Consider the following 25,869-nt stretch of genomic DNA (forward strand, 5'->3'; position numbering starts at 1 on the left):
TGTACTGTTTGCACATGGATTTATGCATCGATAAATCGTGCATCGCGTGCATTGCGCTGAATAAACAGACGACGTGGTTCCACATCATCACCCATGAGCATGGAGAATGTTTCATCTGCCTGAGCGGCATCTTCGATGTGAATTTGCTTCAAAATACGGTTATGAGGATCCATAGTTGTTTCCCACAGCTCCTGATAAGACATCTCGCCCAGACCCTTATAACGCTGGATGCCTTCGCCCTTAGGTAGCTGACGACCAGCTGCTTTACCTTCGGCAAGCGCGCGGTCACGCTCCTCATCTGTATAGACGAAGTCGTGGTTGCCCTTCGTCCACTTCAAGCGATACAAAGGCGGCATAGCCACATACACGTATCCTGCATTGATTAATGGACGCATATAGCGGAACATCAAGGTCAAATTCAATGTGGCAATATGAGCACCATCCACATCCGCATCGGCCATAATAATGATCTTGTGATAGCGCACCTTATTGATGTCGAATTCTTCACCGTAGCCGCCACCGATGGCAGTAATGAGCGACTCAATGGTATCCGACTTCATCATGCGATCTAGGCTTGCACGCTCAGTATTCAGAATCTTTCCACGCAAAGGCAGGATAGCCTGTGTAATAGGATTTCGACCCTGAATAGCCGAACCACCTGCGGAATCACCCTCCACGATAAAGAGTTCACATTCGGCAGGATTGTTGGACTGGCAATCCTTCAGCTTATCTGGCATGCCGGCGGACTCGAAGATAGACTTGCGACGCGTATTTTCTCGAGCCTTCTTTGCAGCCAAACGTGCACGAGCCGCTTCCTGGCCCTTTTGCACAATCATCTTCGCCTCTGCAGGATGCTCCCCTAGCCAATCCGTCAGCTTCTCAGTCACCACACGCTGTACGAAGGTCTTCGCTTCGGAATTACCCAGCTTGGTCTTGGTCTGTCCCTCGAACTGTGGCACGGTCAACTTGACGGAAATCACAGCCGTCAAGCCTTCGCGAACGTCATCACCAGAGAGGTTTTCATCCTTATCCTTGAGCAAGCCCTTTTCGCGTGCGTAGCGATTAATGAGGCCCGTTAATGCTGCGCGGAAGCCTTCCTCATGCGTACCACCCTCGGTTGTCGTAATGGTATTGGCAAAGGAATGAATGGATTCGGAGTATGCACGCGTCCATTGCAAAGCAATTTCAGCAGAAATACCCATAGTAAGATCTTCAGACTCAAAATCGATCACATCTGCTTCTACAGGCGTGGTCTTCTTCGTCTTGACCAAATACTCCACGTAATCCTTAATACCATTTGGGTACATGTAGGTAACGCTTTGATGCTTTGGTTCATCGTTAGAATCTTCATCGGCAATTTCATCGCCCGCTTCATCCAGATAACGCTCATCCGTGAGGGTAATCTTCAAGCCCTTGTTGAGGAAGGCCATCTGCTGGAAGCGTGCACGCAAGGTTTCAAAGTCGTATTCCGTTACTTCGAAAATATCTGGATCTGCCCAGAAGGTCACGGATGTACCAGTTTCTTCGCCCTCTTCCAAAGCACGACCTTGAATCAAAGGCGTCACAGAATGCTGATTTTCGAAGTTCTGAGTCCAGTAGTAGCCCTGACGACGCACTTCGATGTTAATGCGCGTAGACAAAGCGTTCACCACGGAAATACCCACACCGTGCAACCCACCAGAAACGGCATAACCGCCGCCACCAAACTTACCGCCCGCGTGAAGCTTCGTCAGCACGACCTCCACGCCAGACTTGCCTTCACCAGGAACCTCATCTACTGGAATGCCACGTCCATTATCGACAACGCGCACGCCGTTGTCCGGTAAAATGGTCACCTCGATGTGCGAAGCAAAACCAGCCAACGCCTCATCTACAGAGTTATCGACAATCTCATACACCAAATGATGCAAACCACGAGGACCTGTGGAACCGATGTACATGCCTGGTCGCACACGCACGGCTTCCAGTCCTTCAAGAACCTTCAAATCACTTGCATCATAATGTTCTGGGGACATTGTGTCATCAAGTTGAACGGAATTAGTGTTTTCGTCCGTCACTGACGTTCCTTCCCTATCCAATAAATAAACCTCGAAATTTCTTCTTTTTCGAGGTTTATTTCATACCCATATGCGTTAGAAAACACAAAAACGGGCCTTCTACGCATTTTTATTATTTATCAATAGGGTACTAAAACCTAGGGACACTCTTCTTATATAGACTTATATACGCCGCTAATATCTTTTTCGACGGAACGGCTCTGGCTGAGGACCAATTATGCGAATTTCTTGGATATCCAAGCTGGGCAAAAAATGCTGAATATTCTCGATAATCTGCGTGGTCATATAACTCAACTGGGTAGCCCAGGCAGGGGAAATCGCATAAATTGTCAAAACGCCTGCTTCGAGCCTGCCCACCCTAGAATTGTAGGCCACAGCTTCACCCACGATGGACGGCCACTGATCATACAAACGTGCCACATCCATCTTGCTTTTCCATTGCGGATTATTGGTGATAATCGCTAAAACGCTCCCAAAATCCACCCAGTCTCTGCCTTTTTGACCAAAGCTTTCCGCAGCAAGCTGGTTTGATTCATCGAAACTCTTGCCCTGCACAAATTGATGTGCGTAGGGCTCAAAAATGTGCGCTGCTAGGGCGCTCATATTGAGGTGGAAACGTTCTGCAATAGGTTTCTGCATGATACTTTAAGTTAACTCTGAGGTGAGGAAAATCCCGATATCTCACTACTCGTTCAAGAAATCGCTCAAGGATGGCGTTTCCGTAAGGAGCTTTTCTTGGGCTCTCAGGCTTTCTACATCGATGAAATGCACGTTCGCATGCAATAATTCTTCTGGCACATCGCTTTTCGCAGCCACGGTGATAAAAACCTGTGGTAAGGATGCAGCAAAGCTGATAATTTGCGATCGCCGGGAATTGTCCAACTGCGCAAACACATCATCCAAAATGAGAATAGGTTGATGCTCTTCAAAACGCGTCAGCACCTCAAAAAGTGCCATTTTCAATGCGAGGGACAGGCTCCACATCTCACCGTTCGAGGCATATTCCTTGGCATTCATGCCATTGAGGATGAAGCTGAAATCATCGCGATGCGGACCGATAAGGTTGCGCGCCTGAGCTACTTCGCCTTCGAAAAGGCGTTGATAATGGTCAATAATGGCCGCATATGCCTGTGTTTCATCGGCGATAAACTCCTCATATGACGCTGCGTAGGTTATGTCTGCGGTATTGCGCTCCCCTGCGATGCGGCGATAAATGCGACTAAAGGGCTCCGCTAACGCCTGAACCACTTTGAGACGAGCCTTTGTAATGGCGATGCCGGCATCCACGAGCTGGTTAGTCCAAATTTCTAGTCCGGAGAAAACCTGACTCATATCCACATTTTCGCCGCTTAAACTCATGCGCGAACGCAAACTTGCCACATTTTTGAGCAAAGCAACGCGTTGTTTTGCAATGTGATTGTAACGCTGGAGTAGTTCGTAATACCCCGGCACCAGAAATACCGCTGCAGCATCCAGAAAATGCCTGCGCATACCAGGCTCTGAAGATACCAAAAGCTGATCTTCCGGTGCAAAGGTGACCGTGGGCACTTTGCCTATAATGTCACGCAAATATTGGGAATTTCCATTATTTACTCTGGCTCTGTGGGCTCCACGGGTGGATAATGTCACGGAAAAGGTGGTGACATCCTGCGTTTGCGCATCCGCAGATGTACTTTCATCTTGATCCGCGATGTCAGTCGCATCCTGATCTGAATCATTAAAAACCACGTTTGCGCGAATATGAGCGCTAGCCTGTCCTGCTTGAATCAGCGTTTTCGCCGTATGAGTCCGATGGCTCATACCCGAGGACAGAAATTCAATGGCTTCTACGATATTGGTTTTACCTCTGCCATTATCTCCATAAATTATGGTAATCCCGGGAGCAAAGTCCAGTAGGCATTGCTCCCATGAACGGAAATGATCCAATGCTAAACGCGAAATGTACATATAAATTGAATTTATACCCTAGTAATCACAGGAACTTAATCGGTAAAGCGCATAGGAACGAGCAAGTAACGATAATCCAATGATTCGTCACCCTCAAGCTCTTGTTGACCATTGAACTCTACAGCACGTGCGGCATTCACCATCTTCATACGCACATATGGCTCATCGATTGCGCTCAAACCCTCCTTCAAATACGAAGGATTAAAAGCAACAGTAATAGGTTCGCCATCAAGCTGTGCATCGATGACTTCGTGTGCCTGAGATTGATCCTGTGCACCAGCGGATAATTGAACTTCATTTTCACTGAAAACCATGCGAATAGAAGCATCTCGTTCAGCTACCAAAGCCACACGGGAGATTGCACTGATCAAATCTGCACGGTTAATTACGGCGTGAATCGGATATTCATCCACAAATAAACGATCAACAGCAGGGAATTCGCCATCAATCAACTGAGCAGTGGACTGGCGTCCCGCATTAGAAAAGCTGAGAAGCGTGGATTTTTCCGGATCATAGCCGATAACCACATTGCTCGAGGTGTCAATACTGCGCGAAACATCACGCAAAACTGCTCCGTCAATCAAAATTGTTCCTGTGAAATCATCCTGAGCAGGCGTCCAGGTAAAACTGGTGCGCGCAAGACGGAAACGATCCGTCGATGTAAGCACAACTTTATCCGAATCAATGCTGATGCGAATGCCCTTCAAAACCACGCGATTTTCTTCGCGAGCCACAGCCACTGCCGTTTTTGCCACAGCATGTGCGAAGGTGTCCGCATCGACCTGGCCCAAATCTGCAGGAATTTCTGGGAGGGCAGGGTAGTCGCTTTCTGGCATGAGTTGCAACGTAAAGCGTGACTTTCCACCGGAAATAATGGCGTGAGATCCTTGAGTTTCCAAGGAAATTCGGCCTTGAGGAAGAGCTTTTGCAATATCGGCGAGTAGTTTTCCGAGCACCACGATAGTGCCAGGTTCTTCGATATCGGCCTCTACACGGTCCCGAGCAGATTTTTCATAATCAAAAGTTGAGAATGAAAGGATGCCATCTTGAGCATCAAGCTTTATGCCGGCAAGGATAGGGGTAGCGGGACGAGACGGAATAATGCGGGTAGCCCACGCAACCGCATCAGCAAAAGCTGCTGAATCGACATCAATTTTCATAACTTCTCCTACGTTAAAAATCTACAGACCATTGTAGCGAAAAACTGGGGAAGATTTTTTCTTAAAATTCTTCGTACAGACTTTACGATGACGACTAACTATAAAAAAGAGATAATAGTAATAATAAGGGCTGTGGAAACTGTGGACAGAGCCTGTCAGAGCAGTAATTAAAAGGCTAGCAAAGATTTTGGCAATGTGGATAACTTGCTTAAAATTTGTGGATAAGTATATGAGTTATCCACATGGTTTGAATGGCCTTGAGTTTATTCACATTTTTGCGGGTGTTGTACTCCGATTACCCACCGGTTATACACGGGTTTTTGCCCAATTTGTGGATAGCATTGTGGATAACTTTCTTAAAAATTCATATCCGCATCGGCGTGGCGAAACTAAAAAAGCGGATTTTCGTCTCTCAGAATCATTTTCACAGACGAAAAAGTGGGGGAGTTGAGAGAGTTACGCTACATGAACGCTTGTGCTGTCTTTCGAGTCTGCATAACAACAGTTCTGTGGCAGTTCTTGTGTTGTTGCTATCTCTAACAGATGATAGCTGGCTGGTATTTCGCTATCCACTAGCAATGGAATTGGCGGTGCATACAAAATGCGCAAGTTATAAAAATTGAGAGGTACTCAAAGTTATGAGTACCTCTCACGATGACGGCATAGTTCGGTATGAAATCTGAAAGGAATAACTCCTCAACTGCAACCATAGTTTTAGAATCTCGCACAGGTTCTGGTGCATCCGCATAACAGGAATCTGCGCACATCCGAACTTTTAATCGATAAATGCGCGATTTTGCTTCAATTGCGAGGTCAAATCTGTTACAGCATTATATGTTTCTGGAATTTCCTGCATTTCTGTGGAAATTTTTCGGCACGCATGCATGACGGTGGAGTGATCGCGGCCGCCAAAGGTTGCTCCAATATCCACCAAAGACATGGATGTCAGTTCGCGCGACAAATACATAGCAACCTGGCGAGCTTGCGCCACATTTTTTGTGCGTGAAGATCCAACAATATCCTCAAACGTCAACTTATAATACTTCGCAACAAAAGTGATGATATTCGTCGGTGTAATTTCCACCGTCGAATTAGAAAAATCTTTCAGCGTTTGCTCAGCCAAATTCTTTGTAATGGCTTGATTACTCAGGCTTGCCATCGCAGAAATACGTGTTAATGCCCCTTCCAGCTGACGCACATTTTCCGTCACGCGCTCCGCAATTAAAGTAATAACATCAAGCGGAATATCGATATGCTGCGCCTTCGACTTCATGCGTAAAATAGCTTCACGCAATTCCTGCGATGGCGGATCAATACTTACCGGGATGCCTTGGCTAAAGCGAGAAATCAAACGATCCGGAAGACCTTTCAAATGCTGAGGGGCCACATCGGATGCCAGTACAATTTGCTTGCCCTGTTCATACAATTCATTAAAGGTGTTGAAGAATGCTTCCACCGTGGTATCACGGCCCGCAATAAACTGCACATCATCGACGAGGAGAATGTCAACGCCTCGGTAGCGGCGATTAAATTCCACCATTTCTGCGCGACGACTGCTCGCGCTATTGCCCAAAGCAATCACCAAATCATTCGTAAATTCCTCAGAATTGGTGTAACGCACCTTCAAATTTGGATTAATGAGCAAAGCCTGATTTCCAATGGCATTGAGCAAATGGGTTTTGCCCAGACCGGAACCACCGTAGATAAAAAGCGGGTTGTATTCCACGCCGGGGCGCTCAGCAGTAGCAAAAGCGATACTTTTTGCAAATTCATTGGATTCGCCGGGGACGAAGTTGTCAAAAACGGCGTTCTTGTTCAGATGAGTAACCTCATCACGTGAATTTGCCGGACTTTCCATCATTGCTGGCGAGGCCAGTGAAGCCGAAGAATCCGGTGGAGCAGCCTGCGAGACATGCGCAATCGGTGTTGGTAGCGTATGCGATGGGGTAGAGGTGCCCATTCCTTCGGCATCGCGCGTGCTGGAAACCACAGGAATATCGGAGGTGGTGGTGGGCGCAGAAGTGGCAGACATCTGTGGAGTTTCCGAAGACATAGGCGCAGACGCGGTATGCTGCTGCATCTGATGAGGTCGAGGTGAGCTCTGAGGTGTGCCGCCTTGCTCTAAAATTTGAGGATCAATCTGCACCACATAGGTCATTTGCTGACCTGTAACCTGCGAAAAAAGCTGGGTTAACACATTGTGAAGCTTTTTTTCTACTACGCTACGTGTCGATTCACTCGAAACGGTGAGCACAATCATTGTGCCGAAAATCTGGGATGGCTTAATATCGTTCAAACATGCAAATTCGCGCAAAGTAAGATCTAGGGACTGATCGAGTAAGAGCTGATATGTCTGATTCCACACATCAGAGGCATTCATCATATCTGCCATATCGTCTCCTTGTTACAGGTCTTACTCGTCCATCACTTCTATCACATACATGTAAATCTGGCCGCCAAATGACCAGCCAATACAGTCTAGCAAAAGGGCCTCATACTTTTATACACCGTTGTTGAAAAGTTATCCACAGTCAAGCGTGTTGAAAATACACAAATGTTAATAACATGCGTGTAATTTGTGCATAAGTGGATAAAGTTATCCACATAGTTATTCGCTTATTCACAAGGCTAAGTGTGGATAACTACACGCATGTAATTTAAAAATGTGAATTATTTTCGGCAGTTATGCACATGGTGGATAACGTGTGGGTAAGCTGTGGAAGTGACGTGGATAACAAGATTTTTTTGCTGAGAATTTGCCTCAGTACAGGGTTTCGAGTAAGGTTGTAGAGATTGACTTAAAGAAGGCCGTGATAGACACGGCAAAAAGGCACTATTGGGGAGCGTTAAATTATGAAGCGTACATTCCAGCCAAACAACCGTCGTCGTCATATGAAGCACGGTTTCCGTTTGCGCATGCGTACCCGTTCGGGTCGCGCTGTTATTAATCGTCGTCGTGCAAAGGGTCGTAAGTCCCTCTCTGCATAAGCGACGCGTAATATCAACGCCTGACAGTGGAGCGGTTAAAAAGTCATCAAGACTTTACTGCTGTGTTGAGGAAAAGAAAAAAAGTTTCCACAAAAGATATAGTCGTTCATTTCGTTGTTACTTCACCATCTGCAAGTAATAATCAAATGAGCGACTTAGTCAGTTCTACAGGCAAAAAACGCCTGGGACTTGCAGTAACAAAGTCGGTAGGAAATGCGGTTAAGCGTAATGCGGTTAAGCGCCGTTTTCGCGTACTCGCACGACGTTACGAGCACCTTTTACCTCAGGACGTGAATCTCGATATCGTGATGAGAGCAAAGCCTGGGTGCTATGGCGTACCATTTGATCAGTTAGACCACCAAGTGAGTACGGCTTTTGGTAAAATCGCTAGCACGTTACAATCAACTCAACAGGTAGAGGAAGCATTGTGAGTGCAGCCAGCAGAATGATGATAAACGCGATACAGTGGTATAGAACCACTATTTCTGCGCGTACTCTGCCAACCTGCAAATACTATCCAACCTGCTCCACCTATGCTCTGACCGCCATTGAGCGCTTCGGGGCTGTACGCGGAGGCACACTTGCACTTTTACGATTAATGCGGTGCAGGCCCTGGTCTCGCGGTGGAATTGATGATGTTCCCCATAAGTTTTCTGTTTTTTATCGTTTTTCCTGGTCTTCAGCTCATGAAGAGCCCAGTATAGAACCTCAATACCATCCTTACGAATAGCTTACGAATAGGAAGACAAGAAGAATGAATCTCGATCAAGGTTTCTTTGGCTTTATTTATAGAATTCTGTACCCACTTGAGTGGTTAATGACGCAGATCATGGTGCTCTTCCACGATTTGTTTGTATTCTTGGGCATGCAGTCTGGTTCGGGCTTTGCGTGGGTTCTTTCTATTATCTTCCTGACAATTACCGTGCGTGTGGCTATTTTGCCATTCTTCGTACGTCAGATGAATTCTATGAGTCGTATGCAGGCTATACAGCCAAAGATTCAGAAAATTCAAAATAAATATAAGGGCAAGACAGATCCCGCATCGCGCGAGGCTATGAGCCGCGAAACGATGAAGTTGTATCAGGATAACAATGTCAATCCTATGGGATCCTGTGTGCCTTCGCTGATTCAGGGTCCTGTGTTTATGGCGCTCTTCTATATCTTGTCTTCTATGCAATACATTGCAAATGGTACCAAGGATGCGCTGGGTGGCTTTACACAGGATGTGGCTTCGCAAATTATGCATACGGAAGTTTTCGGTACGAAGATTTCTTTGAACTTTACGAATGCTTCTGGTTCCGGTCGTGTGGTTATAGGCTTATTCGTCGCTTATATGTGTATTACTATGTTCTTGTCTCAGTACTATAGCCTTCGCCGCAATATGCCGAAGGAATCCATAGGTACGCAGCAATATAATACACAGCGCACGATGGCGTTTATCTTCCCGGTTATCTATATCTTCTCTGGTGTGGCATTGCCATTCGCTGTGCTCGTATACTGGGCTACCAACAATACTTGGACTCTGTTGCAGATGGTCTTCCAGATTGAAAACTTCCCAACGCCAGGTTCTGCAGCTTACGAAGCTAAGCAGAAGCGTGACTATACTAATGAAACCAAGCGTCGTGAGCGCTTAGGCCTTCCAAGCATCGAAGAAGAAGAATTGGAAAAGGCTAAGGAAGCAATGGAAGAAACCAAGAAGAGTGGCGGCACCCAGCGCTACCAGCCTTCACGAAAGAAGTCCAAGAAGCGTTAATGTTTCACGTGAAACATGACGGACGAAATACACTTGCAGGGATAGACTGAAGATAATGTAAGGAGCATTATGGATCAGAATACTGAAGTCAACCTGGATCAGCTCAATGACGAAGCTGACATCGCTGCTGACTACCTTGAGGGTCTTTTGGATATTGCTGATTATGAGGGCGATATTGAATTAGGCGTACGTCAGGGACGTCCTGTGGTACAAATTGTGGCCGACGACGATACAGATATTCGCCACCTGATTGGCCGCGATGGTCAAGTGGTGAATGCCTTGCAGCACCTGACGCGTTTAGCTGTGCAGCAGTCTACAGGGGAACATTCACGCATTATTGTGGACGTGGATGGATATCTGAAGAAGAAGCGCGAGAAGCTCGTGGCATTGGCCTTGGATGCGGTACAGGAGGTATTGGATTCCGGTGAGCCTGTGGATATGCGTCCGATGAATTCTTACGAACGCAAGATTGTGCATGACATTGTGCGTGAGGAAGGCTTACGTTCACGTTCGCATGGTGTGGATCCTAAGCGCTATGTCACTGTATATCAGAAGCGTGTATCGGATGTGGATGAAGAGTCTATGGACGATGTGGACAACTTCGACAACGAAAATGTAGAAGAATACGATGACTGATATTCTCAACACTTCGCCCATTCCTCGTCAGGTTTTGGGTGATGCCTTTGACAAGCTTTCTCTGTTTCATCAGAAATTGGAAACGGAGGGAGAGCCACGAGGCATCATTGGTCCTCGTGATGTGGATATTATTTGGGAACGGCATATCCTTAACTCAGCTGCCATCGTTCCATTCCTGAAAAAGGAAATGAAGGATTTGTCGGGCGCTATCGGCGATATTGGTAGTGGCGGAGGTTTCCCGGGAATTATCATTGCCGCGTGTATGAGTCAGACTCCTGTATACTTAGTGGAGCCGATGGAACGTCGCGTGGAGTGGTTGCATGAAGTCGTTGAAGAATTAGACTTATCCAATGTGACTATTATCCGTGCTCGTGCACAGGAAGTAGTTCCAGGAAAAATTGAGCCGAAGATTTTGAAGCAACTTCCGGCGCGTTTCCACGGATTTGATGTGGCGACTTGTCGAGCCGTTGCTCCCATGACAAAGCTGACGGGTATGGTTTTCCCGTTAATCCGGCCAGGTGGGAAGCTCGTGACCTTAAAAGGTCGGAGTGTGGAGACCGAGCTCGAAAAAGCAGCCAAAGAGATGAAGAAGTATGGTACATACTCTCCGCGAGTTTTTGAGGCGCCGGTGGCTGAAGGATTAGAGCCAACGCGTGTATTAGTGCTTAAAAAGAAACAATAGGAGGCAGAAATGAGCAATGTTTCACGTGAAACATTACCTGATGACAATCCTCAATTTGAACCAGCCTCCGAAGTCATTGATCGAATTTTTCATGAAGCGTCGGATTCAACCGTGGGTTTTGAAGTTGCGGATGAAAAGAAGCGCTATGAATCTATTGCCTCGCTAAAATTTGAAAAGCCGAAATCTACACGATATATAGCCGTGGCAAATCAAAAGGGTGGAGTCGGAAAGACCACGTCCTCTGTTAACCTCGCTGCAGCTTTTGCAGAGGCGGGGATGAATGTGCTTTTGCTGGATATGGATCCACAGGGGAATGCTTCGACAGCCTTGGGCGCGCAGCATGAATCCGGTACGGCTTCGTTGTATGACGTCATCGAAGGACGTTCGCAGATTTCTGATGTGATTCAGGTTTGCCCGGATTTTGATAATCTCGATGTGGTTCCATCGACTATAGACTTGTCGGGAGCGGAACTGGAAATTGCCGCTTTAGACAACCGCGTGTATCTGCTCCGTGATCAGTTGCGCGCGTTTATGAAGGCCAGCAAGAAGAAATACGACTACGTCATTATTGACTGCCCTCCAAGTTTGGGGTTGCTGGTATTGAATTCTTTGTGTGCTGTGCATGAGGTGATTATCCCGATTCAGGCCGAATATTATGCGTTGGAAGGTTTGGGCCAATTATTGCGCACCATCCAGCTGGTGCAGAAGAGCATGAATAAGCAGCTTGTTATTTCTGCGATTTTGATTACGATGTATGACAAGCGCACACTGCTCAGCCAGGAAGTGTATCAAGAAGTCGAAGAGCACTATGCTAATCTTTTGCTAAAAACTACAATTCCGCGTGCTGTACGTATTTCCGAAGCGCCCAGCTTTGCGCAATCCGTTATTGCATACGACCCGAGGGGAGCGGGAGCAATTGCTTACCGTGAAGCTGCATACGAGATTAATCAAAAAAGTGCACAGATATTGAAACGATTAGATCGTTCGAAGAAGGAGCAGTAAGATGCCAGGACGTTCTCGGCTGGGCAAAGGGTTAGGGGCTCTTTTCCCAGCAATCGAAGAAGAAATCACTCCTGATGTTTCACGTGAAACATCGAAGCCAAGCACTGCATCCGACTCTCAAGAAAAGAAGACTCCTACGAAGAAGCCAAGCCGCAAGAAGAACCGCGTATCCGTTCCAGCCGTCGATTTGTTGGGAGGCGTATCCGACAATCCGGAAGAAGAGATGCGTCCAGCTATTCCTAGTCTGGAAAATTCCATTCCACGCTATGAATCCTCTGCCGCTTTGGACGCATTACTGTCATCGACGCAGGATGCAGGTGTAGTAACAGGCCTGCGTGAAGTGCATGGTGCATATTTGACGGAAGTGCGCTTGGATGATGTGGTGGCAAATGCTAACCAGCCTCGTCAAGTATTTGATGAAGATGATTTGATTGAATTATCGAATTCCATTAAAGAAGTCGGCATTCTTCAGCCTATTGTCGTGCGTGAGGCTGATCCGGCCACTCATGAGGGACATCATTACGAGCTGATTATGGGTGAGCGCCGTACACGCGCGAGCCGCTTGGCTGGGCTGGAAAAGATTCCAGCAATTGTGAAGACCACAGCAGATGATCAAATGTTGCGTGATGCGCTTTTGGAGAATTTGCATCGTGTGGCTCTGAATCCTTTGGAAGAGGCAGCCGCTTATCAGCAGATGCTGAAGGAATTTGGTTTGACGCAAGAGCAGTTGGCGCAGAGTGTCTCTAAATCCCGCCCGCAGATTACCAATACTTTGCGTCTTTTGCAATTGCCGGGAACTGTCCAGAAGAAAGTGGCATCCGGTGTGCTTTCTGCAGGGCATGCACGTGCATTGTTGTCTTTGTCCTCTGAGGAAGAAATGGATGAAATTTCTCGCCGCATTATTGCGGAGGGATTATCTGTGCGCTCTACGGAAGAGCTGGTTGCTCTGAAGAATGGTGCGGCTCAGAAGAAGAAGCCTCGCAAGCAGCGTACGAATCCGTGGGAAAATTCTGAGATTGTGCAGCATTTGGAAAATCGTTTTGATACGAAAGTAGCCATCAAGGGATCTGCGAAGCGCGGTCGTATCGAAATTACCTTTACCTCGCAAGAAGATCTAGATCGAATTCTTGCAGTCCTCAATACACAGGATGAGAAGAAAACGGATGGTTGGGTTTAATCCTCTTTTGTTTGTGAGTATAACAAAGCCGGGTTGGATGAATATCATCTAACCCGGCTAATTTTTAAAGATTAATCTGCTAGGGTCATCAAATATGACTGAGCATCCAGAGCCGCTTGGCAACCCGCACCCGCAGCTACAATAGCTTGGCGATAAACCTTATCTACAGCATCTCCCGCAGCGAAGACACCCGGTACAGACGTTTGCGTACCAGGGCCGGAAGGCACAATATAACCTTCTGCGTCCAGTTCTACGGCATTGCCGAGGAACTGAGACTGTGGTACGTGACCAATAGCGATGAAAAGACCCTGGGCATCCAGTGTACTAGTGGATCCATCTACTGTATTTTCCAGCGATAGGGAAGTGACGCCAGTATCCGCAGCACCATTAATTTCTGTAACGCGCGTATTGGTGAGAATATTGATCTTCTCATTGTTCTTCACACGGTCCAGCATCACCTTGGAGGCACGGAATTCGTCACGGCGATGAATAAGAGTAACAGAAGAGCCGTAACGTGCGAGGAAGTCGGCTTCCTCCATAGCAGAATCGCCACCACCCACTACGACGATTGGCTTGTCCTTGTAGAAGAAACCATCGCAGGTAGCGCAGTAGGATACACCACGACCCGAGAATTCCTCTTCTCCAGGAATGCCTAAGTGACGATACGAAGCGCCCGTTGCTAAAATAACAACCTTCGCCTCATAGGTTTCGCCCATATCTGTAGTCACTTTTTTGATATCGGAGCTAAAATCTACGGATACCACATCGTCGTATTCAATCTCTGCGCCGAACTTTTCTGCCTGCTCGCGCATATTGTCCATCAGGTCTGGGCCCATAATGCCTTCAGGGAATCCAGGGAAGTTTTCCACTTCCGTGGTGTTGACGAGCTGTCCACCAGGCGTAACCGCTCCCGCTATAACAAGTGGTTCATATCCAGCGCGTGCTAAATATAATGCTGCGGTGTAGCCAGCAGGGCCGGAACCAATAACTATGGCATTTCGAACGGTCATAATTTCTCCTTGGAATTCAATACGAAATCTTTAACATGCAAACACTCGTTTTCATTCCCGAGGTGTGTAGTTTCGCTTGGGGAGTGAAAATCGGTGTTTTCTCTAGTTATCGAGAAATTTTATCGTGCGGTACATTGCGCTTTTGACTGATGACAGATGCAACCATACGGGAGTACAATTCACTCAAATCAAATCCAGCAGCCGCAACCTGACGAGGCAAAATTGACACATCGGTCATACCCGGGGTGACATTGGCCTCCAAAAATTGTGGATTTCCTTCATCATCGATAATGAAATCAATGCGTGAAATATCGCGCAAACCGAGGACCTGGTACGCAGTCAGCGCATCTTCCTTGACATGCTCCAAAACATCCGCATCCACGCGGGCTGGAATGATGAATTCCGTAGCACCTGGCGTATAGCGCTCCGAATAATCGTAAACGCCGTCTGGTGTGCTAATCTCCATCGGAGGCAGAGCAATAATTTCATCTCCCGTATCCAAAATGGAAACGGACACCTCCGTGCCGGACACATAGTGCTCAATTAAGGCCGTATGTGAATAGGCAAAGCAATCCACCAATGCTTGTGGTAGATGTTCGGCATCAAAGACAACAGAGCAACCCAAGGCGCTGCCACCCATATTTGGCTTCACAATCAGCGGAAGCTCTATGGAATTAATAATCAATTGGATAATGGCTTGCACACCCATTTCACGGAAAATATCTTGAGGCAGCGTCACAGAATGTGGCGTGTGCACATTGCCAATTTTACGGACGATATTTTTCGCAATCGGCTTGTTCCACGCGAGCATGGAGGCTTTTGCGCGTGAGCCGATATAGGGCAGGTCTAGCATCTCCAGAATATCGCGAATAGAGCCATCTTCACCGTATGAACCGTGGAGGAGCGGCCAGACGACATCTGGTCGGGTACTAGGATCTTGGAGATAGTCGATGAGGTTGCTGTCCACATCGTGTATGGCGACATCCCATTTTTTGGATTCCTCCAAGAAACCCGCAACGCGGTGTCCTGAGTTCAAGGAAATGTCTCTTTCGTGGCTCAGGCCTCCACAGAGAATTGCTACACGTGGCTTCATGCTTCGTCCTTCTCATTGTGTGAATTGGAAGTGCTCAAATGTGCTCGTGACGAGTGGGCCGTGCCGAAGAGCTCAACCGTTGCCAGCTCGTCTTCGACAACTGTGGATAGGCGGCGGATGCCTTCCGTAATACGCTCTTCAGTCGGGTAGCAGAAGCTTAATCGCATATGATCTGCACCTTCACCTGTGTCATAAAATGCAGTACCAGAAACATAAGCCACACGTGCGGTAATGGCGCGTGGAAGCATAGCTTTAGCGTTCAGACCTTCTGGAATCTTCAGCCAAATATAGAAGCCACCCTTCGGTTTATTCCATGAGCAGTAGGGCATATAAGTACGCAAAGCCGCATCCATGGCATCGCAACGGGACTTGTACATACCACGATAATCCTCAATTTGTTTTTTCCAGTCAAAGTTATCGAGGTAAGTGGAAATGGTCATTTGGCTCATATTCGAAGGGCTCAAAATAGAAGACTCGTTGGCAAGCACCAGTTTTTGGCGAATGCCCGGAGGTGCAATCATCCACGCCACGCGCATGCCGGGAGCGATGATCTTGGAGAAACTGCTCAAATACACCACGTTGTCCGCATCGAAAGAACGCAAAGCCGGATAGGTTGTGTTATCGAAAGACAGAAGACCATACGGATTATCTTCTACGATAAGCACGTGGTATTTGCGCGCAATCTCAAGAATGCGAGGGCGGCGTTCCACACTCATGGTAACGCCGGCAGGGTTATGGAAATTAGGAACGGTGTAGAGGAATTTCACGCGTTTTCCTTGAGCCTGCGCCGAGCGAATGCTCTCTTCAAAGGACTCAGGAATTAAACCATGTTCATCCATGTGGGCGTTGATAACTTCTGTTTGAAAGCTTTTAAAAACGCCCAAAGCACCCACATAATTGGGATCTTCGGCGATGATAACGTCACCAGGATCACACATAAGACGCGTGATGAGATCCAAACCGTTTTGGGAACCATTCGTAATAACTACGTCATCGGCTTGCGCATCGGTAATCCCTTCGAGGCGCACGATATCCAGGATACGCTCACGCAGGTGAGGGTCTCCTTGTGCGCTGCCGTACTGCCAAGCCGTAGTACCGCGTTCGCGGAGCATGGAAGCGACTAATTCGGATAATTCATCAAAGGGAAGAAAGTCCAGATATGGCATTCCTCCCGCCAAAGAAACGACTTCCGGTCTGCTCGCCACCGCAAAAAGCGCACGAATTTCCGAGGCACGCATGTCCTCGGCTCGAGAAGCATAAGAACCAAACCATGGATCGTTTTTAATGACGTGAGATGAATTATTCGTCATGGTGCTCCTTAATAGAATGCGTAATGCGTCAGTCGAATGCTTTGTGGGATGGTTGATGCATCCGTGCCATCAATCCACACCACAAGCTTAGTGGCTGTGACTGGTTTTCTCAGGATAATGCTTGTAGTTTGGGCATTGTCGGCAAAGCTGAAGCTGGCCACCTCATTACCGGTAGTTGGATTTTCCGTGGTTGGATCCGCATAAATGTGGACCTGACCGCCGCCCGTTTGGTTACCGACTTCGACCTTCCAGAAGTGCGTGGCCTCGGAGAAGGTGAAGGAATAACCCCATCCGCGGATACCGTCAGGTCGGTTGAGGAAGGTATATCCGAGTGGCTCAATCACCGTTGTGCTACCTGTGCCTTCAGGGGTTGGCACGGCACTGACGGCTTTGGACTCCGGCAAGCTGACTGGCGTGATATCACTATCCGATGTGGTTGGAGTCGTAGTCGTCGACTGAGTTTGGTTATCCGAGTTTGTACTCGAACTCGAGTTGTCCGAAGAGGAAGAATTCTCCTGCGAATCATCGGTAGAAGATTCCGCCAGAGTAGAGCTATCGGCACCCTTGTTATTTTCTTGTCCTGGGAAGCGCACGGTTTCCTTTGAAATCTGCGACCACGGGTCGTTTGGTGAATCCGTGGAGGAGAAGCTGCCCAGACCAAGGGAATATATAGAGCCAATCAGCAACGCAATCAGAATAATAGCAATGCCGATAATGGAGCCGGTTCTGGTTTGAAGAATAGTACCGACCTTTTCAAGTAGTGTAGAAAAGACAGAATTCTTCTTCTGAGGCTGTGTCTTAGGACTGTTCTGTGTTTTCTCAGGTTGCTGAGCAGGTGTAGCCGCACGATTCCTCGATGTTTGTGAAGCGCGGGGCGCGAAAACAGGAGGAATGACTTCGGTTTCTGTGCCTGCTTCTGACAATGTTTCACGTGAAACATTCGCACGGGATGCGGGTGCAGGATGAGCGGAGCGGGATCGGAACGAGCCAGTAGGGATACGATCCTGGTCTGTGCTTGCAGGCTTATTTGCTGATTCAGACGCAGCTACAGCTGAATCAGCCGAAGTTGAAGCTGCGGTGGCGGCTTGACGAATAGCCTGAGTATTCATATTGACCGTGCTGAAATCCGCATCTGGAAAATCATTAAAATCGTATGGATCGTAATGCTTCTCCAACTTGGTCTCATCTAATTCGCCCAGAGCATGGAAAAGATCGGTAGACGTATCAGGCTTGGTCAAATCCACAGCCTTTGCGCCACCAAAAATTAATTCTGAGGCACTCCAATCCGGGATGGCAGTGGAATCCGAATCAGCTGGCTTTTCCTTCAAAGAACGCGGAATGGGCGCAATATACTGCGGATCCACGCGCTTGAGCACAGCCTGAGAAATCGACGGCACCGAACGCGGCCTGTGGCTCAGATTGATATGAGAGTTGTCTTTTTTCGACAGCTCGGACAAGCTCTGGTATGGATTGAGCAGGATATTGAGCTCAAACAATGTGACCAACGGAACGGGCGTTTCATTCTTCTCGTCCGGCAGGCACAGCCCACGCACGCAAATAAGCATAAGATCTTCTGGTGTATGTGCTTCGAGCAGCATACCGCGTGCACGTCCAGCAAGCACAGAACGGTATGGCGTTCCCGTCAACATTTCGAAAGCTAAGGCCGCAATCTGGTAGACCATAACGCTTTCCACATCGTGATTTGTGGACTTAAAGCGTGGAGCTGTCGGCGGAAGCAGGGCAGCGGACACCGGGAAATTTGCCATAACAATATGACGATGCGCCAGACGCACGTTAATGTCATCGATGCAGTAATGCGCTTGACCATTGTCATCGAGCTTTTGGCACAGCGATGTCAAATCGCCAGTGATAGAACGAATAGCATCGTGGCTCAGTGGGAATGCCTGCGGATCTGCCGCATGATCCGTGAGATAATCGCGTAAGGTGACACCCGTATCTTCATCCGTCACGATGACGCAGACCTCACCATCGCGGTGCAGATGGAGCACCTGTACAAAATGCTTATCCTGAGAAAGAGCCAGCGCCGACGCGGCCGCATTAACGCGTGAAATAATCGTCGAGTTTGCCACGATAAATATCTGGCAACGACGTTGCAAAGTATTATCCCGCGCAATCCACACGGAAAAACCTGGCTCGTCGCGCAAAACTTCGACCAGGCGGAAGCGATCAAGTAATACATCGCCAATTGCAAAATTCATAGCATCTCTCTATATGCAGGGGTTCCAAATCTTTATGCCTATTTTACTTATGGGGGTAACGTAAATAGGGCATGAAAATCACTCTATTGTGGAGGTACTGTCAGAGCTTGAATCAGGAGAAATTCGGTTCAGAATTTTTTCTACGATGGAAAATCGGGTCAGATTAAATCTCGTAGAAAGGGCACGTAAACCGTGGGCAAATTCCTTTGTACGTAGAACAATCAAAATAATGGCATATACGATAAAGGACACCACGGTGGTGATGGCGCAAATCAGAATAGCGATAAACCAAGCCGTTCGCCCTTGTGCCGTAGAAGGGTTGAAATTCAAGACCTGACTTAATGCGGTAGACGTACCCCACGCCGCCACAAAAGTGATAAGCGCAGCCAGATAAATCTTCACATGGCTTACGGTAAATTCACCCACATGGAAAGCTCCACCAAAACGACGGTACAGCATAACGAGCAACACCGGGATGCAGAGCATATAACTCAGGCTCGTTGCAAATCCCAGCATAACCGCCTGATGCTGAGGTGCTACCCACAACCAGGTGATAACCTGGATAATTACCATCAGCGCGCTTTGCACAGCGGCGATGATAAAGGGACTTTTACCATCCTCGAAGGCGTAAAATGCACGCTGGGCCAGGAGGACGAGAGAGGTAAAGGGCAGGCCTAGGCTCAGTGACATAATAATAGGGCTGAGCAAGCTCATTTCCGTGCCATCGATGGAGGGCAGGAAAACAGCAGAAAGCTGCAAAGGAATAGCCATCATCACCGCTGTGAAGAAGCACATAATCAGGCTAGAAGAGCGCATGGTACCATCGACGATATCTGCAGCAGCCGTGATATTTCTTTGCGCAATATGATTTGAAATACGTGGAAAAGTGGCGGTGGCCAGAGATACAGCAAAAAGCGAATACGGCAAAATGTAAATACTCATGGCATTTTGGTAAGAACCATTTCCAGCCACGCCGAAGGTATCGCCTGCAGCAAGTGGTGCACCCGAGGCGATGCGTGCCGTAATAATAGAAGTAATTTGCACCAAAATGGTAATAGCTAAACTCCACACGGCTACGCTACCCATGGAGCGCAGCCCAATGCCTCGAAAGCCCCACGAAAAGCTGAATTTATAACCACTACGAATAAGCGGAATAAAGAGCAATAACGCTTGCACGGCCACGCCTAAGGTCCAGGTACCTGCCGTGAGCGCGATTTTATCGGCTGTCCAGAAGCTTAAAGGCTGGCGAGAAGCGTTGCCAAACAACACTAAAAAGGTAATAAAACCAGCAGAACTCACTACATTCGCTGCCACGGAGCTCCACGCATACATGCCGAATTTGTCTTTGGCGGCTAGGATTTGGCCAAGCACGGTGTACAAACCATAAAAGAAAATCTGCGGCGTACACCAGAGTGTAAAAGCATCGGCCAGCGCACGCTGCGGTCCGGTCCAAGAGGAGCTCAAGAAAATTGAGGTGATGGCGTGCGTACCCAGCATGATAATGGCTGTAAAGCCGAGCAAAATCAGCATGCTTAACGTGACGAGCTTATCCAAACGTTCCTTGGAATTTTCTGCTTTTAAGGTGCGCACAATCTGTGGCACCAAAATGGCGTTGAATAACCCACCCGAAATCAGCGTATAAATCACCTGTGGAATCGACGAGCCCGTTTGGTAAGCATTGGCCGCAATGCCTGTCGTGCCCACGGCTGCCGCCAGTAAAATGGTGCGAATCATGCCGGTTAATCGCGATGCAAGCGTGCCGGAAGCGAGGATTAGCGAATTTCGACCTACTGAGCTCATGTGAAGAATGTTACCTTACCTGACAGCGTTATGGAATGATGATTAGTATAAGCCTTTCACTGGCGAAAGGAAGAATGCCGGAACGAGGTTTCTGCGACTTCAAGGCTATGGATTTACGATTTATCAATTTCAGGAGACGTCTCTGTCGGCGCAGATTCCGAAGAACCGCCCTCATTTTCAGTCGTTTTCTTGTGCATGCGAGAAATCTGTCGTTTTGCGCCAAGAATGGCGAGCAGAGCAGCTAGTCCGATAATAGAGTAGCCAGCATTATCCAGCACAGTAAAAGAACTCGAAATGGTCAGAGGCTTTTCATCGCCGATAATCACGCCTTCGGAGGTGGTGAGGTAAATAGAGAAGGTCGTGGTCCATCCGGAAATGGCTCGAATAGGTAAGGTTTCCTGCTGCTCAGAGTGTGCCGGAATGACTAAATCCGATTTACCCGTAATCGTCACCTCGGAGGACACTTTTCCGGATGACTGCGTATCGATATTGAGCTTCAGCGCCACCGGCAATTCATTGGAAACGGTTACCGGCACGGTAGCTGTTTCGCTGGCAACGAGCAGTGACTTTGGCACAGACACATTGACGCTGCCAAATAAATCATCGGTAACCGCCGTATGCGATTGAAGCGCAGCATTCGAGGATGCGTCGCTGGCAAAGGTTTGAATGCCTAACGCCGTAAATGCTTGGGAAGCGTACTGGGAGGCGAGACTGCGCAGGGTAGACTGCCAGGTGCGCAAATCATCCGACGATAGTGTGCGGGATCTATTTGCCGTACCCGTTGCGAGATCTTGGGGATTGCGCGACTGCTGATCGGTGGAGGTGGTCTGGGCGCTGTCATCCACACTGTTCAGGAAGCTGGTCATACGGGAGGTATTGGCATTGATATCCTGCGCCAATTTTTCCACCGTTTGCGCATCCTCATCACTCAGGCTGGGTGCAGTGTTGATAAAATCTTCGACATCCGATGTGCTGTACGCCGTTTGCGCAGAAATAAGCGCATTGAGATCGCTCATGTGCGTCCAGGAGGCTGCATTTACTTGTGCCAGTAATTCCGTTAAAAAGTTCAGATGGTCGGCGCTTAGATTATCCGCCAAACTTGCAGTATTGACGAGCAGGGTGCGCGATTCGTAGGGTGCTTGTGTTTCGTAAAAGGCGGACTGCGCAATGAAACGATTAATAAGTCCCGCAGTAGAGTTTTCCGCAGTTGCAGCACTATCGGTGGTCTTACCTTGTGCCAAGGTGCTGAGCTCTTTTTGAGCGATGAGCACCGTCATATCCGTATTGTTTACGGTGACGTGTGCTACGGAATTATGCACTGCTCCATCGGTGTCCGAGCTGAGGCCGTGCTGGGCTAAAACTGTGGTGTAGCCAAGGCTTTGCGCTGCGGATAAAGCGTTACTGGACCAGCCAGCGAGGCCGTCCAGAGCAATGTATTGCGCGGAATCTGTGCTGGCCTCAGAATTGACCGCAGTTGGGATGCTGGAAAGGGCCGCGTTGCTGGCAAAAGTATCGGCGTAATTTGCACTACTCAGTGCGGAAATATCGATGCCGTATGGCTGCAAAGAGCGAGCCGAAGAAATGTTATAGGTATTCGAAGCCTGAGACGAAATGCTGGGATCCGTAATGATTTGCACGTTTGATTGAGCCTGCGCGAGCTTGGAGAGACTGAGAAGCGTATCCGAAGCGCAGGAGGACTCATCACTGCTGTGTGTGGTCGAGTTGGAGCTGGACTGGGCATCCTGAGTTGAAGAGGTGTCTGTGTTTGAGTCATCATCCGAGGAGGAAGATGAGGATGACGAGGACGATGATGACGCACTCGAGCTGACAGCTGTCGCCGCCTCCTCCAACGTCGTACTTCCAGCCAGCAGGGCGGTCATCAAAGAATGCGCATATGTAGACTTATCTTGCGAGCTCACGCATTGCTGAATATTTCCGCTACTCACAGGTAGCGTAAAAACTAAATTAATCTGTGGTAGCGATTCGGAACCCGTGCCTTGATTGGTACGCGTTACGAAGGTATTCACGGTGGAAGACAGCGCATCATCTGAAGAGGCGTAGCTGATTTGTACGGGCTTAGCACCCCATGAGGCCTGCGAACTCAAGGGCAAATCCTGAGCACTAATCGTCAGCGTCACTTGGGTGCTTTGTCCGGCCTCCAGTGCAGGCACATCCAACTGAGACAGGATCAGAGGATTGCGTAGTTTGAAATTTCCCGTTGCCCAGTCTTGCATCTGCTCGCTGGTTTGGAATTCGAAGCCGAATTCCGTAGAAAAACTCACGGTTCCTGCGGGAATGCTGGCATCGGAAGTATTGGTAATGGTGAGCTGTGCTGAATATCCGGAATCTGAAGTGACGATGCTGGTAGCGCTGTCTAAAGTGAGTACCTGTGAACTCGAGCTGGTTTCCGCGGCAGCGGCAATAGGTCCCGTGAGGAGAGAGGTTAAGGTCGGAGACGGCGTGGAAGCCGACCCCGCCAGCAGTGATGGCATGCCCGCAATAAACATACCCAACACCAGCCCCGTAACAGTAGCGACACAGCGCACAAAACTCTTATGCGACGTTGAATTCGTCATATTTTAGGCGTCTTTCCTATGTTTCTTCGCATAAAGCCAGACAATGCGGCGCTCATTTGGGTAGCTCAGCACGTCGGTTAAATCATCAAATTTGACCCATGTAGCATCTTCTGCCTCATGGTCAGGATCGCCCTCAACGGTTAAATACCCACCCGTCATGCGCAAGGCATAGTGATGGACGAGCTTATGCACGCGTTGGGAGTCACCCGTAAACCAGTAGTCAATTGTAGCGATGGAATCCACCACTTCGCCAATAATGCCCGTCTCCTCATGAATTTCACGCACAGCCGTTTGGTCCGGTGTTTCGCCCTTTTCGATGTGTCCCTTCGGCAGACACCATTCTAAATGACCCGAGCGGGAATGACGGGCGATAATAGCTACGCGATCCTTATCATCAAAAATCAGGCCACCGGCAGAATACTCGCGCACTACAGGCAAATCGCGATTATCCAGAGACGCAAAATTCGCAGGTAAATCATCCCGCTTTTTCGGCATGATCGCTGGCGTAGGGAAGCGCGATGAAGACTGCGCAGTCGGAGCAAGTTTTTGACGAATTTGCTCGAGGATAGTGTGGGAATCCTCATGGGGATAAGAATTTGGATGTACGCCCTCCTTATCCTCTTCAGGCGTGCTGGACGTGGAATATAGCGGAACGACGGAACTAGAAATACTGCTCAAGTGAGAAGCATCCGCCTGCGTGTCGAGTTCTAGGTCGTATTCGGTCCTATACTCTTCATCTTCCATAAAATAGTCGCTGGCAAAGTGCGCCGAATATGCAATTTCTATGTGCTTTTTTATCTCCACATCAGGATGAGAATCCGCAGAATTCTGGGCAGACTTGGGCACAGCGCGTCTACGCTGAAGCATTTTAAAAACGTCTGCCGGATTAACCATAATTACTAGTTTACTTGCCACCGTGTGCAGGTGGGGTAACGGTAGACTGAAAGGTGCGTTAAAATCTATATTTGGCATGATGCACCCCGTGCTCTCTGGCGCACCCAAGAAAGGAAACTCGTGGATTTTGCAGTTTCACCTGTAGCAATAGAATTAGGCGAACTCTTTGAATCGCATGGTTACGAGCTTGCCCTGGTGGGTGGTCCGGTGCGTGATTTGTTATTGCACAGGCCTGCGCACGATTTAGATTTCTGCACATCTGCGCGTCCTGAAGAATTTGAACCACTGCTCAAAAAATGGGGCGACGGTTTTTGGGATATGGGTCGTAAATTTGGGACTTTGGGCGCCATTAAGCGCATGGCCGATGGTCGTGAGTATTCGGTTGAGGTGACTACCTACCGGTCGGATGTGTATGAACCTGACTCGCGTAAGCCGGAGGTCAACTATGGTGACAGCTTAGAGGGCGACCTTTCACGCCGAGATTTTACGGTGAATTCTATGGCAATTCGCGTGCCGAGTTTGGAATTTGTGGATCCTTTTGATGGCAGGCGTGATTTAGAACGTAAGATTTTGCGCACGCCAGCATCACCGGAGCAATCCTTTGATGATGATCCTCTGCGCATGATGCGTGCTGTGCGTTTTGTGGCACAGCTCGATTTCCGCATTGGCATCGACACGGCGCAGGCAATTAATGAAATGGCGGAGCGTATCGACATTGTGTCTGCGGAGCGTGTGCGCGATGAACTGTGCAAGCTTTTGCTTTCCGATAATCCGCGCAAGGGTTTGGAGGCCTTCGTGGATTCTGGTCTGGCAGAGTATGTACTGCCGGAACTTCCTGATTTGGAATTGGAAATTGACGAACACCACCATCATAAAGATGTGTATGAGCATACCTTGCAGGTTTTAGACCGTGCAATTGCTCTAGAAACGGATGATGAAGGCCCCGTTCCAGCTCCAGACCTGACCTTGCGTTTGGCAGCCATCATGCATGATGTGGGAAAGCCACGCACCCGAAAATTCGAAAAAAATGGTAAGGTCAGCTTCCTTCACCACGATGTGGTGGGCGCAAAAATGACGAAAAAGCGCTTACGCGCTTTGCATTTTGACAATCATCTGGTGTCGGATGTCAGCGCTCTCGTAGAAATGCATTTGCGCTTCCACGGTTATGTGGATGAGCGGTGGAGCGATGCTGCTGTGCGTCGATATGTTAAGGATTCCGGCGACTTATATCACCGTCTCAATAGGCTGACGCGCGCGGATGCCACCACACAAAATCGCGCAAAAGAGCAGATGTTTGCGCGCGCTATGGATGATTTGGAAGACCGCGTCATTGAGCTGAAGAAAAAAGAAGATTTTGACGCCATTCGGCCGGATGTAAATGGCGAAGAAATTATGAGCATTCTTGGTCTTCAGTCGGGGCCTCTTGTAGGTCAAGCGTATAGGCACATGCTGAATTACCGGCTTGATAATGGTCCAGTTGAGCATGAGCAGGCCGTGGCAGAGTTGAAAAATTGGTATGCACAGTTGGCCGATGCTGAATAAGCTCCGAATACGCTTCACATAAG

At 48.4% G+C, this 25,869-nt stretch carries 21 protein-coding genes; 9 read left to right on the forward strand and 12 right to left on the reverse strand.

The features are described from left to right. Positions 1-20: 20 nt before the first annotated feature. The 5 genes from gyrB to dnaA all read right to left on the reverse strand — a co-directional run bounded on the left by gyrB (position 21) and on the right by dnaA (position 7,556). Positions 21-2,015, reverse strand: a complete 1,995-nt coding sequence (gene gyrB / locus D570_RS0102715; protein WP_083907385.1) for a DNA topoisomerase (ATP-hydrolyzing) subunit B — start codon at positions 2,013-2,015, stop codon at positions 21-23. Between the two features lie 216 nt (positions 2,016-2,231). Further along, positions 2,232-2,696, reverse strand: coding sequence for a DUF721 domain-containing protein (locus tag D570_RS0102720; RefSeq protein WP_018142868.1), 465 nt, complete (start codon positions 2,694-2,696; stop codon positions 2,232-2,234). A gap of 45 nt (positions 2,697-2,741) precedes the next feature. Next, positions 2,742-4,004 (reverse strand): DNA replication/repair protein RecF, encoded by a 1,263-nt coding sequence (recF, locus tag D570_RS0102725; protein WP_018142869.1) that lies wholly within the window; start codon positions 4,002-4,004, stop codon positions 2,742-2,744. A 35-nt stretch (positions 4,005-4,039) separates the two neighbouring features. After that, the gene (gene dnaN / locus D570_RS0102730; protein ID WP_018142870.1) at positions 4,040-5,164 is read right to left on the reverse strand and encodes a DNA polymerase III subunit beta; all 1,125 of its coding nucleotides are present in this window, start codon (positions 5,162-5,164) and stop codon (positions 4,040-4,042) included. 775 nt (positions 5,165-5,939) lie between these two features. Beyond that, complete coding sequence (dnaA, locus tag D570_RS0102740) at positions 5,940-7,556, reverse strand: chromosomal replication initiator protein DnaA (RefSeq protein WP_018142871.1); 1,617 nt, start codon at positions 7,554-7,556, stop codon at positions 5,940-5,942. 461 nt (positions 7,557-8,017) lie between these two features. On the opposite strand from dnaA, the gene rpmH reads away from it, so the two are divergent. The 8 genes from rpmH (at position 8,018) to D570_RS0102775 (ending at position 13,402) form a co-directional block, all read left to right on the forward strand. Next, positions 8,018-8,152, forward strand: a complete 135-nt coding sequence (gene rpmH / locus D570_RS0102745; protein WP_007054596.1) for a 50S ribosomal protein L34 — start codon at positions 8,018-8,020, stop codon at positions 8,150-8,152. Positions 8,153-8,178: 26 nt separating this feature from the next. Beyond that, entirely contained in the window at positions 8,179-8,583 is a 405-nt protein-coding gene (gene rnpA / locus D570_RS0102750) for a ribonuclease P protein component (protein WP_026181812.1), read from the forward strand. 17 nt (positions 8,584-8,600) lie between these two features. Then, positions 8,601-8,882 (forward strand): membrane protein insertion efficiency factor YidD, encoded by a 282-nt coding sequence (gene yidD, locus D570_RS09280; RefSeq protein WP_211204885.1) that lies wholly within the window; start codon positions 8,601-8,603, stop codon positions 8,880-8,882. 24 nt (positions 8,883-8,906) lie between these two features. Beyond that, on the forward strand, positions 8,907-9,905 hold the full coding sequence (gene yidC, locus D570_RS0102755; protein WP_018142873.1) for a membrane protein insertase YidC: 999 nt from the start codon (positions 8,907-8,909) through the stop codon (positions 9,903-9,905). 69 nt (positions 9,906-9,974) lie between these two features. Then, positions 9,975-10,541, forward strand: a complete 567-nt coding sequence (locus D570_RS0102760) for a Jag family protein (RefSeq protein ID WP_018142874.1) — start codon at positions 9,975-9,977, stop codon at positions 10,539-10,541. Then, a complete protein-coding gene (gene rsmG, locus D570_RS0102765; RefSeq protein WP_018142875.1) occupies positions 10,534-11,223 on the forward strand; it encodes a 16S rRNA (guanine(527)-N(7))-methyltransferase RsmG in 690 nt (229 codons plus the stop codon). Before D570_RS0102760 ends, rsmG begins: the two co-directional genes overlap by 8 nt. Positions 11,224-11,232: 9 nt before the next feature. Continuing rightward, entirely contained in the window at positions 11,233-12,225 is a 993-nt protein-coding gene (locus D570_RS0102770; protein ID WP_018142876.1) for a ParA family protein, read from the forward strand. A 1-nt stretch (position 12,226) separates the two neighbouring features. Continuing rightward, positions 12,227-13,402 carry a ParB/RepB/Spo0J family partition protein gene (locus D570_RS0102775; protein WP_018142877.1) on the forward strand — a complete coding sequence of 392 codons (1,176 nt, stop codon included), beginning with the start codon at positions 12,227-12,229 and terminating at the stop codon, positions 13,400-13,402. A gap of 71 nt (positions 13,403-13,473) precedes the next feature. Here D570_RS0102775 and trxB read toward each other — a convergent pair whose 3' ends face one another. From trxB to D570_RS0102810, 7 genes are all read right to left on the reverse strand, one after another. Then, positions 13,474-14,412, reverse strand: coding sequence for a thioredoxin-disulfide reductase (trxB, locus tag D570_RS0102780; RefSeq protein WP_018142878.1), 939 nt, complete (start codon positions 14,410-14,412; stop codon positions 13,474-13,476). A gap of 106 nt (positions 14,413-14,518) precedes the next feature. After that, a complete protein-coding gene (locus D570_RS0102785) occupies positions 14,519-15,505 on the reverse strand; it encodes a D-alanine--D-alanine ligase family protein (protein ID WP_018142879.1) in 987 nt (328 codons plus the stop codon). Then, complete coding sequence (locus D570_RS0102790; RefSeq protein WP_018142880.1) at positions 15,502-16,815, reverse strand: aminotransferase-like domain-containing protein; 1,314 nt, start codon at positions 16,813-16,815, stop codon at positions 15,502-15,504. The genes D570_RS0102785 and D570_RS0102790 overlap by 4 nt, the downstream gene beginning before the upstream one ends. An 8-nt stretch (positions 16,816-16,823) precedes the next feature. After that, on the reverse strand, positions 16,824-19,034 hold the full coding sequence (locus D570_RS0102795) for a protein kinase family protein (protein ID WP_018142881.1): 2,211 nt from the start codon (positions 19,032-19,034) through the stop codon (positions 16,824-16,826). A 78-nt stretch (positions 19,035-19,112) separates the two neighbouring features. Then, entirely contained in the window at positions 19,113-20,834 is a 1,722-nt protein-coding gene (gene murJ / locus D570_RS0102800; RefSeq protein WP_018142882.1) for a murein biosynthesis integral membrane protein MurJ, read from the reverse strand. Positions 20,835-20,947: 113 nt separating this feature from the next. Further along, positions 20,948-23,410, reverse strand: coding sequence for a DUF6049 family protein (locus tag D570_RS0102805; protein WP_018142883.1), 2,463 nt, complete (start codon positions 23,408-23,410; stop codon positions 20,948-20,950). Between the two features lie 3 nt (positions 23,411-23,413). Beyond that, positions 23,414-24,382, reverse strand: a complete 969-nt coding sequence (locus tag D570_RS0102810) for an NUDIX hydrolase (RefSeq protein ID WP_033376823.1) — start codon at positions 24,380-24,382, stop codon at positions 23,414-23,416. A 42-nt stretch (positions 24,383-24,424) separates the two neighbouring features. Between D570_RS0102810 and D570_RS0102815 the strand changes: the two genes are divergently transcribed. After that, a complete protein-coding gene (locus D570_RS0102815) occupies positions 24,425-25,846 on the forward strand; it encodes a CCA tRNA nucleotidyltransferase (protein ID WP_018142885.1) in 1,422 nt (473 codons plus the stop codon). The last annotated feature ends 23 nt before the right edge of the window (positions 25,847-25,869 follow it).

This window comes from Alloscardovia criceti DSM 17774, assembly GCF_000376885.1.
Lineage (GTDB): Bacteria > Actinomycetota > Actinomycetes > Actinomycetales > Bifidobacteriaceae > Alloscardovia > Alloscardovia criceti.

Excerpts from the sequence above, each read along its gene's own strand:
- D570_RS0102775 (WP_018142877.1), top strand. The coding sequence starts at position 12,227 with ATGCCAGGACGTTCTCGGCTGGGCAAAGGGTTAGGGGCTCTTTTCCCA.
- D570_RS0102720 (WP_018142868.1), bottom strand. The coding sequence starts at position 2,696 with ATGCAGAAACCTATTGCAGAACGTTTCCACCTCAATATGAGCGCCCTA.
- gyrB (WP_083907385.1), bottom strand. The coding sequence starts at position 2,015 with ATGTCCCCAGAACATTATGATGCAAGTGATTTGAAGGTTCTTGAAGGA.
- D570_RS0102805 (WP_018142883.1), bottom strand. The coding sequence starts at position 23,410 with ATGACGAATTCAACGTCGCATAAGAGTTTTGTGCGCTGTGTCGCTACT.
- yidC (WP_018142873.1), top strand. The coding sequence starts at position 8,907 with ATGAATCTCGATCAAGGTTTCTTTGGCTTTATTTATAGAATTCTGTAC.
- D570_RS0102810 (WP_033376823.1), bottom strand. The coding sequence starts at position 24,382 with ATGCCAAATATAGATTTTAACGCACCTTTCAGTCTACCGTTACCCCAC.
- D570_RS0102760 (WP_018142874.1), top strand. The coding sequence starts at position 9,975 with ATGGATCAGAATACTGAAGTCAACCTGGATCAGCTCAATGACGAAGCT.
- D570_RS0102785 (WP_018142879.1), bottom strand. The coding sequence starts at position 15,505 with ATGAAGCCACGTGTAGCAATTCTCTGTGGAGGCCTGAGCCACGAAAGA.
- D570_RS0102795 (WP_018142881.1), bottom strand. The coding sequence starts at position 19,034 with ATGAATTTTGCAATTGGCGATGTATTACTTGATCGCTTCCGCCTGGTC.
- yidD (WP_211204885.1), top strand. The coding sequence starts at position 8,601 with ATGATAAACGCGATACAGTGGTATAGAACCACTATTTCTGCGCGTACT.
- trxB (WP_018142878.1), bottom strand. The coding sequence starts at position 14,412 with ATGACCGTTCGAAATGCCATAGTTATTGGTTCCGGCCCTGCTGGCTAC.
- dnaA (WP_018142871.1), bottom strand. The coding sequence starts at position 7,556 with ATGGCAGATATGATGAATGCCTCTGATGTGTGGAATCAGACATATCAG.
- D570_RS0102770 (WP_018142876.1), top strand. The coding sequence starts at position 11,233 with ATGAGCAATGTTTCACGTGAAACATTACCTGATGACAATCCTCAATTT.
- dnaN (WP_018142870.1), bottom strand. The coding sequence starts at position 5,164 with ATGAAAATTGATGTCGATTCAGCAGCTTTTGCTGATGCGGTTGCGTGG.
- rsmG (WP_018142875.1), top strand. The coding sequence starts at position 10,534 with ATGACTGATATTCTCAACACTTCGCCCATTCCTCGTCAGGTTTTGGGT.
- D570_RS0102790 (WP_018142880.1), bottom strand. The coding sequence starts at position 16,815 with ATGACGAATAATTCATCTCACGTCATTAAAAACGATCCATGGTTTGGT.
- murJ (WP_018142882.1), bottom strand. The coding sequence starts at position 20,834 with ATGAGCTCAGTAGGTCGAAATTCGCTAATCCTCGCTTCCGGCACGCTT.
- rpmH (WP_007054596.1), top strand. The coding sequence starts at position 8,018 with ATGAAGCGTACATTCCAGCCAAACAACCGTCGTCGTCATATGAAGCAC.
- recF (WP_018142869.1), bottom strand. The coding sequence starts at position 4,004 with ATGTACATTTCGCGTTTAGCATTGGATCATTTCCGTTCATGGGAGCAA.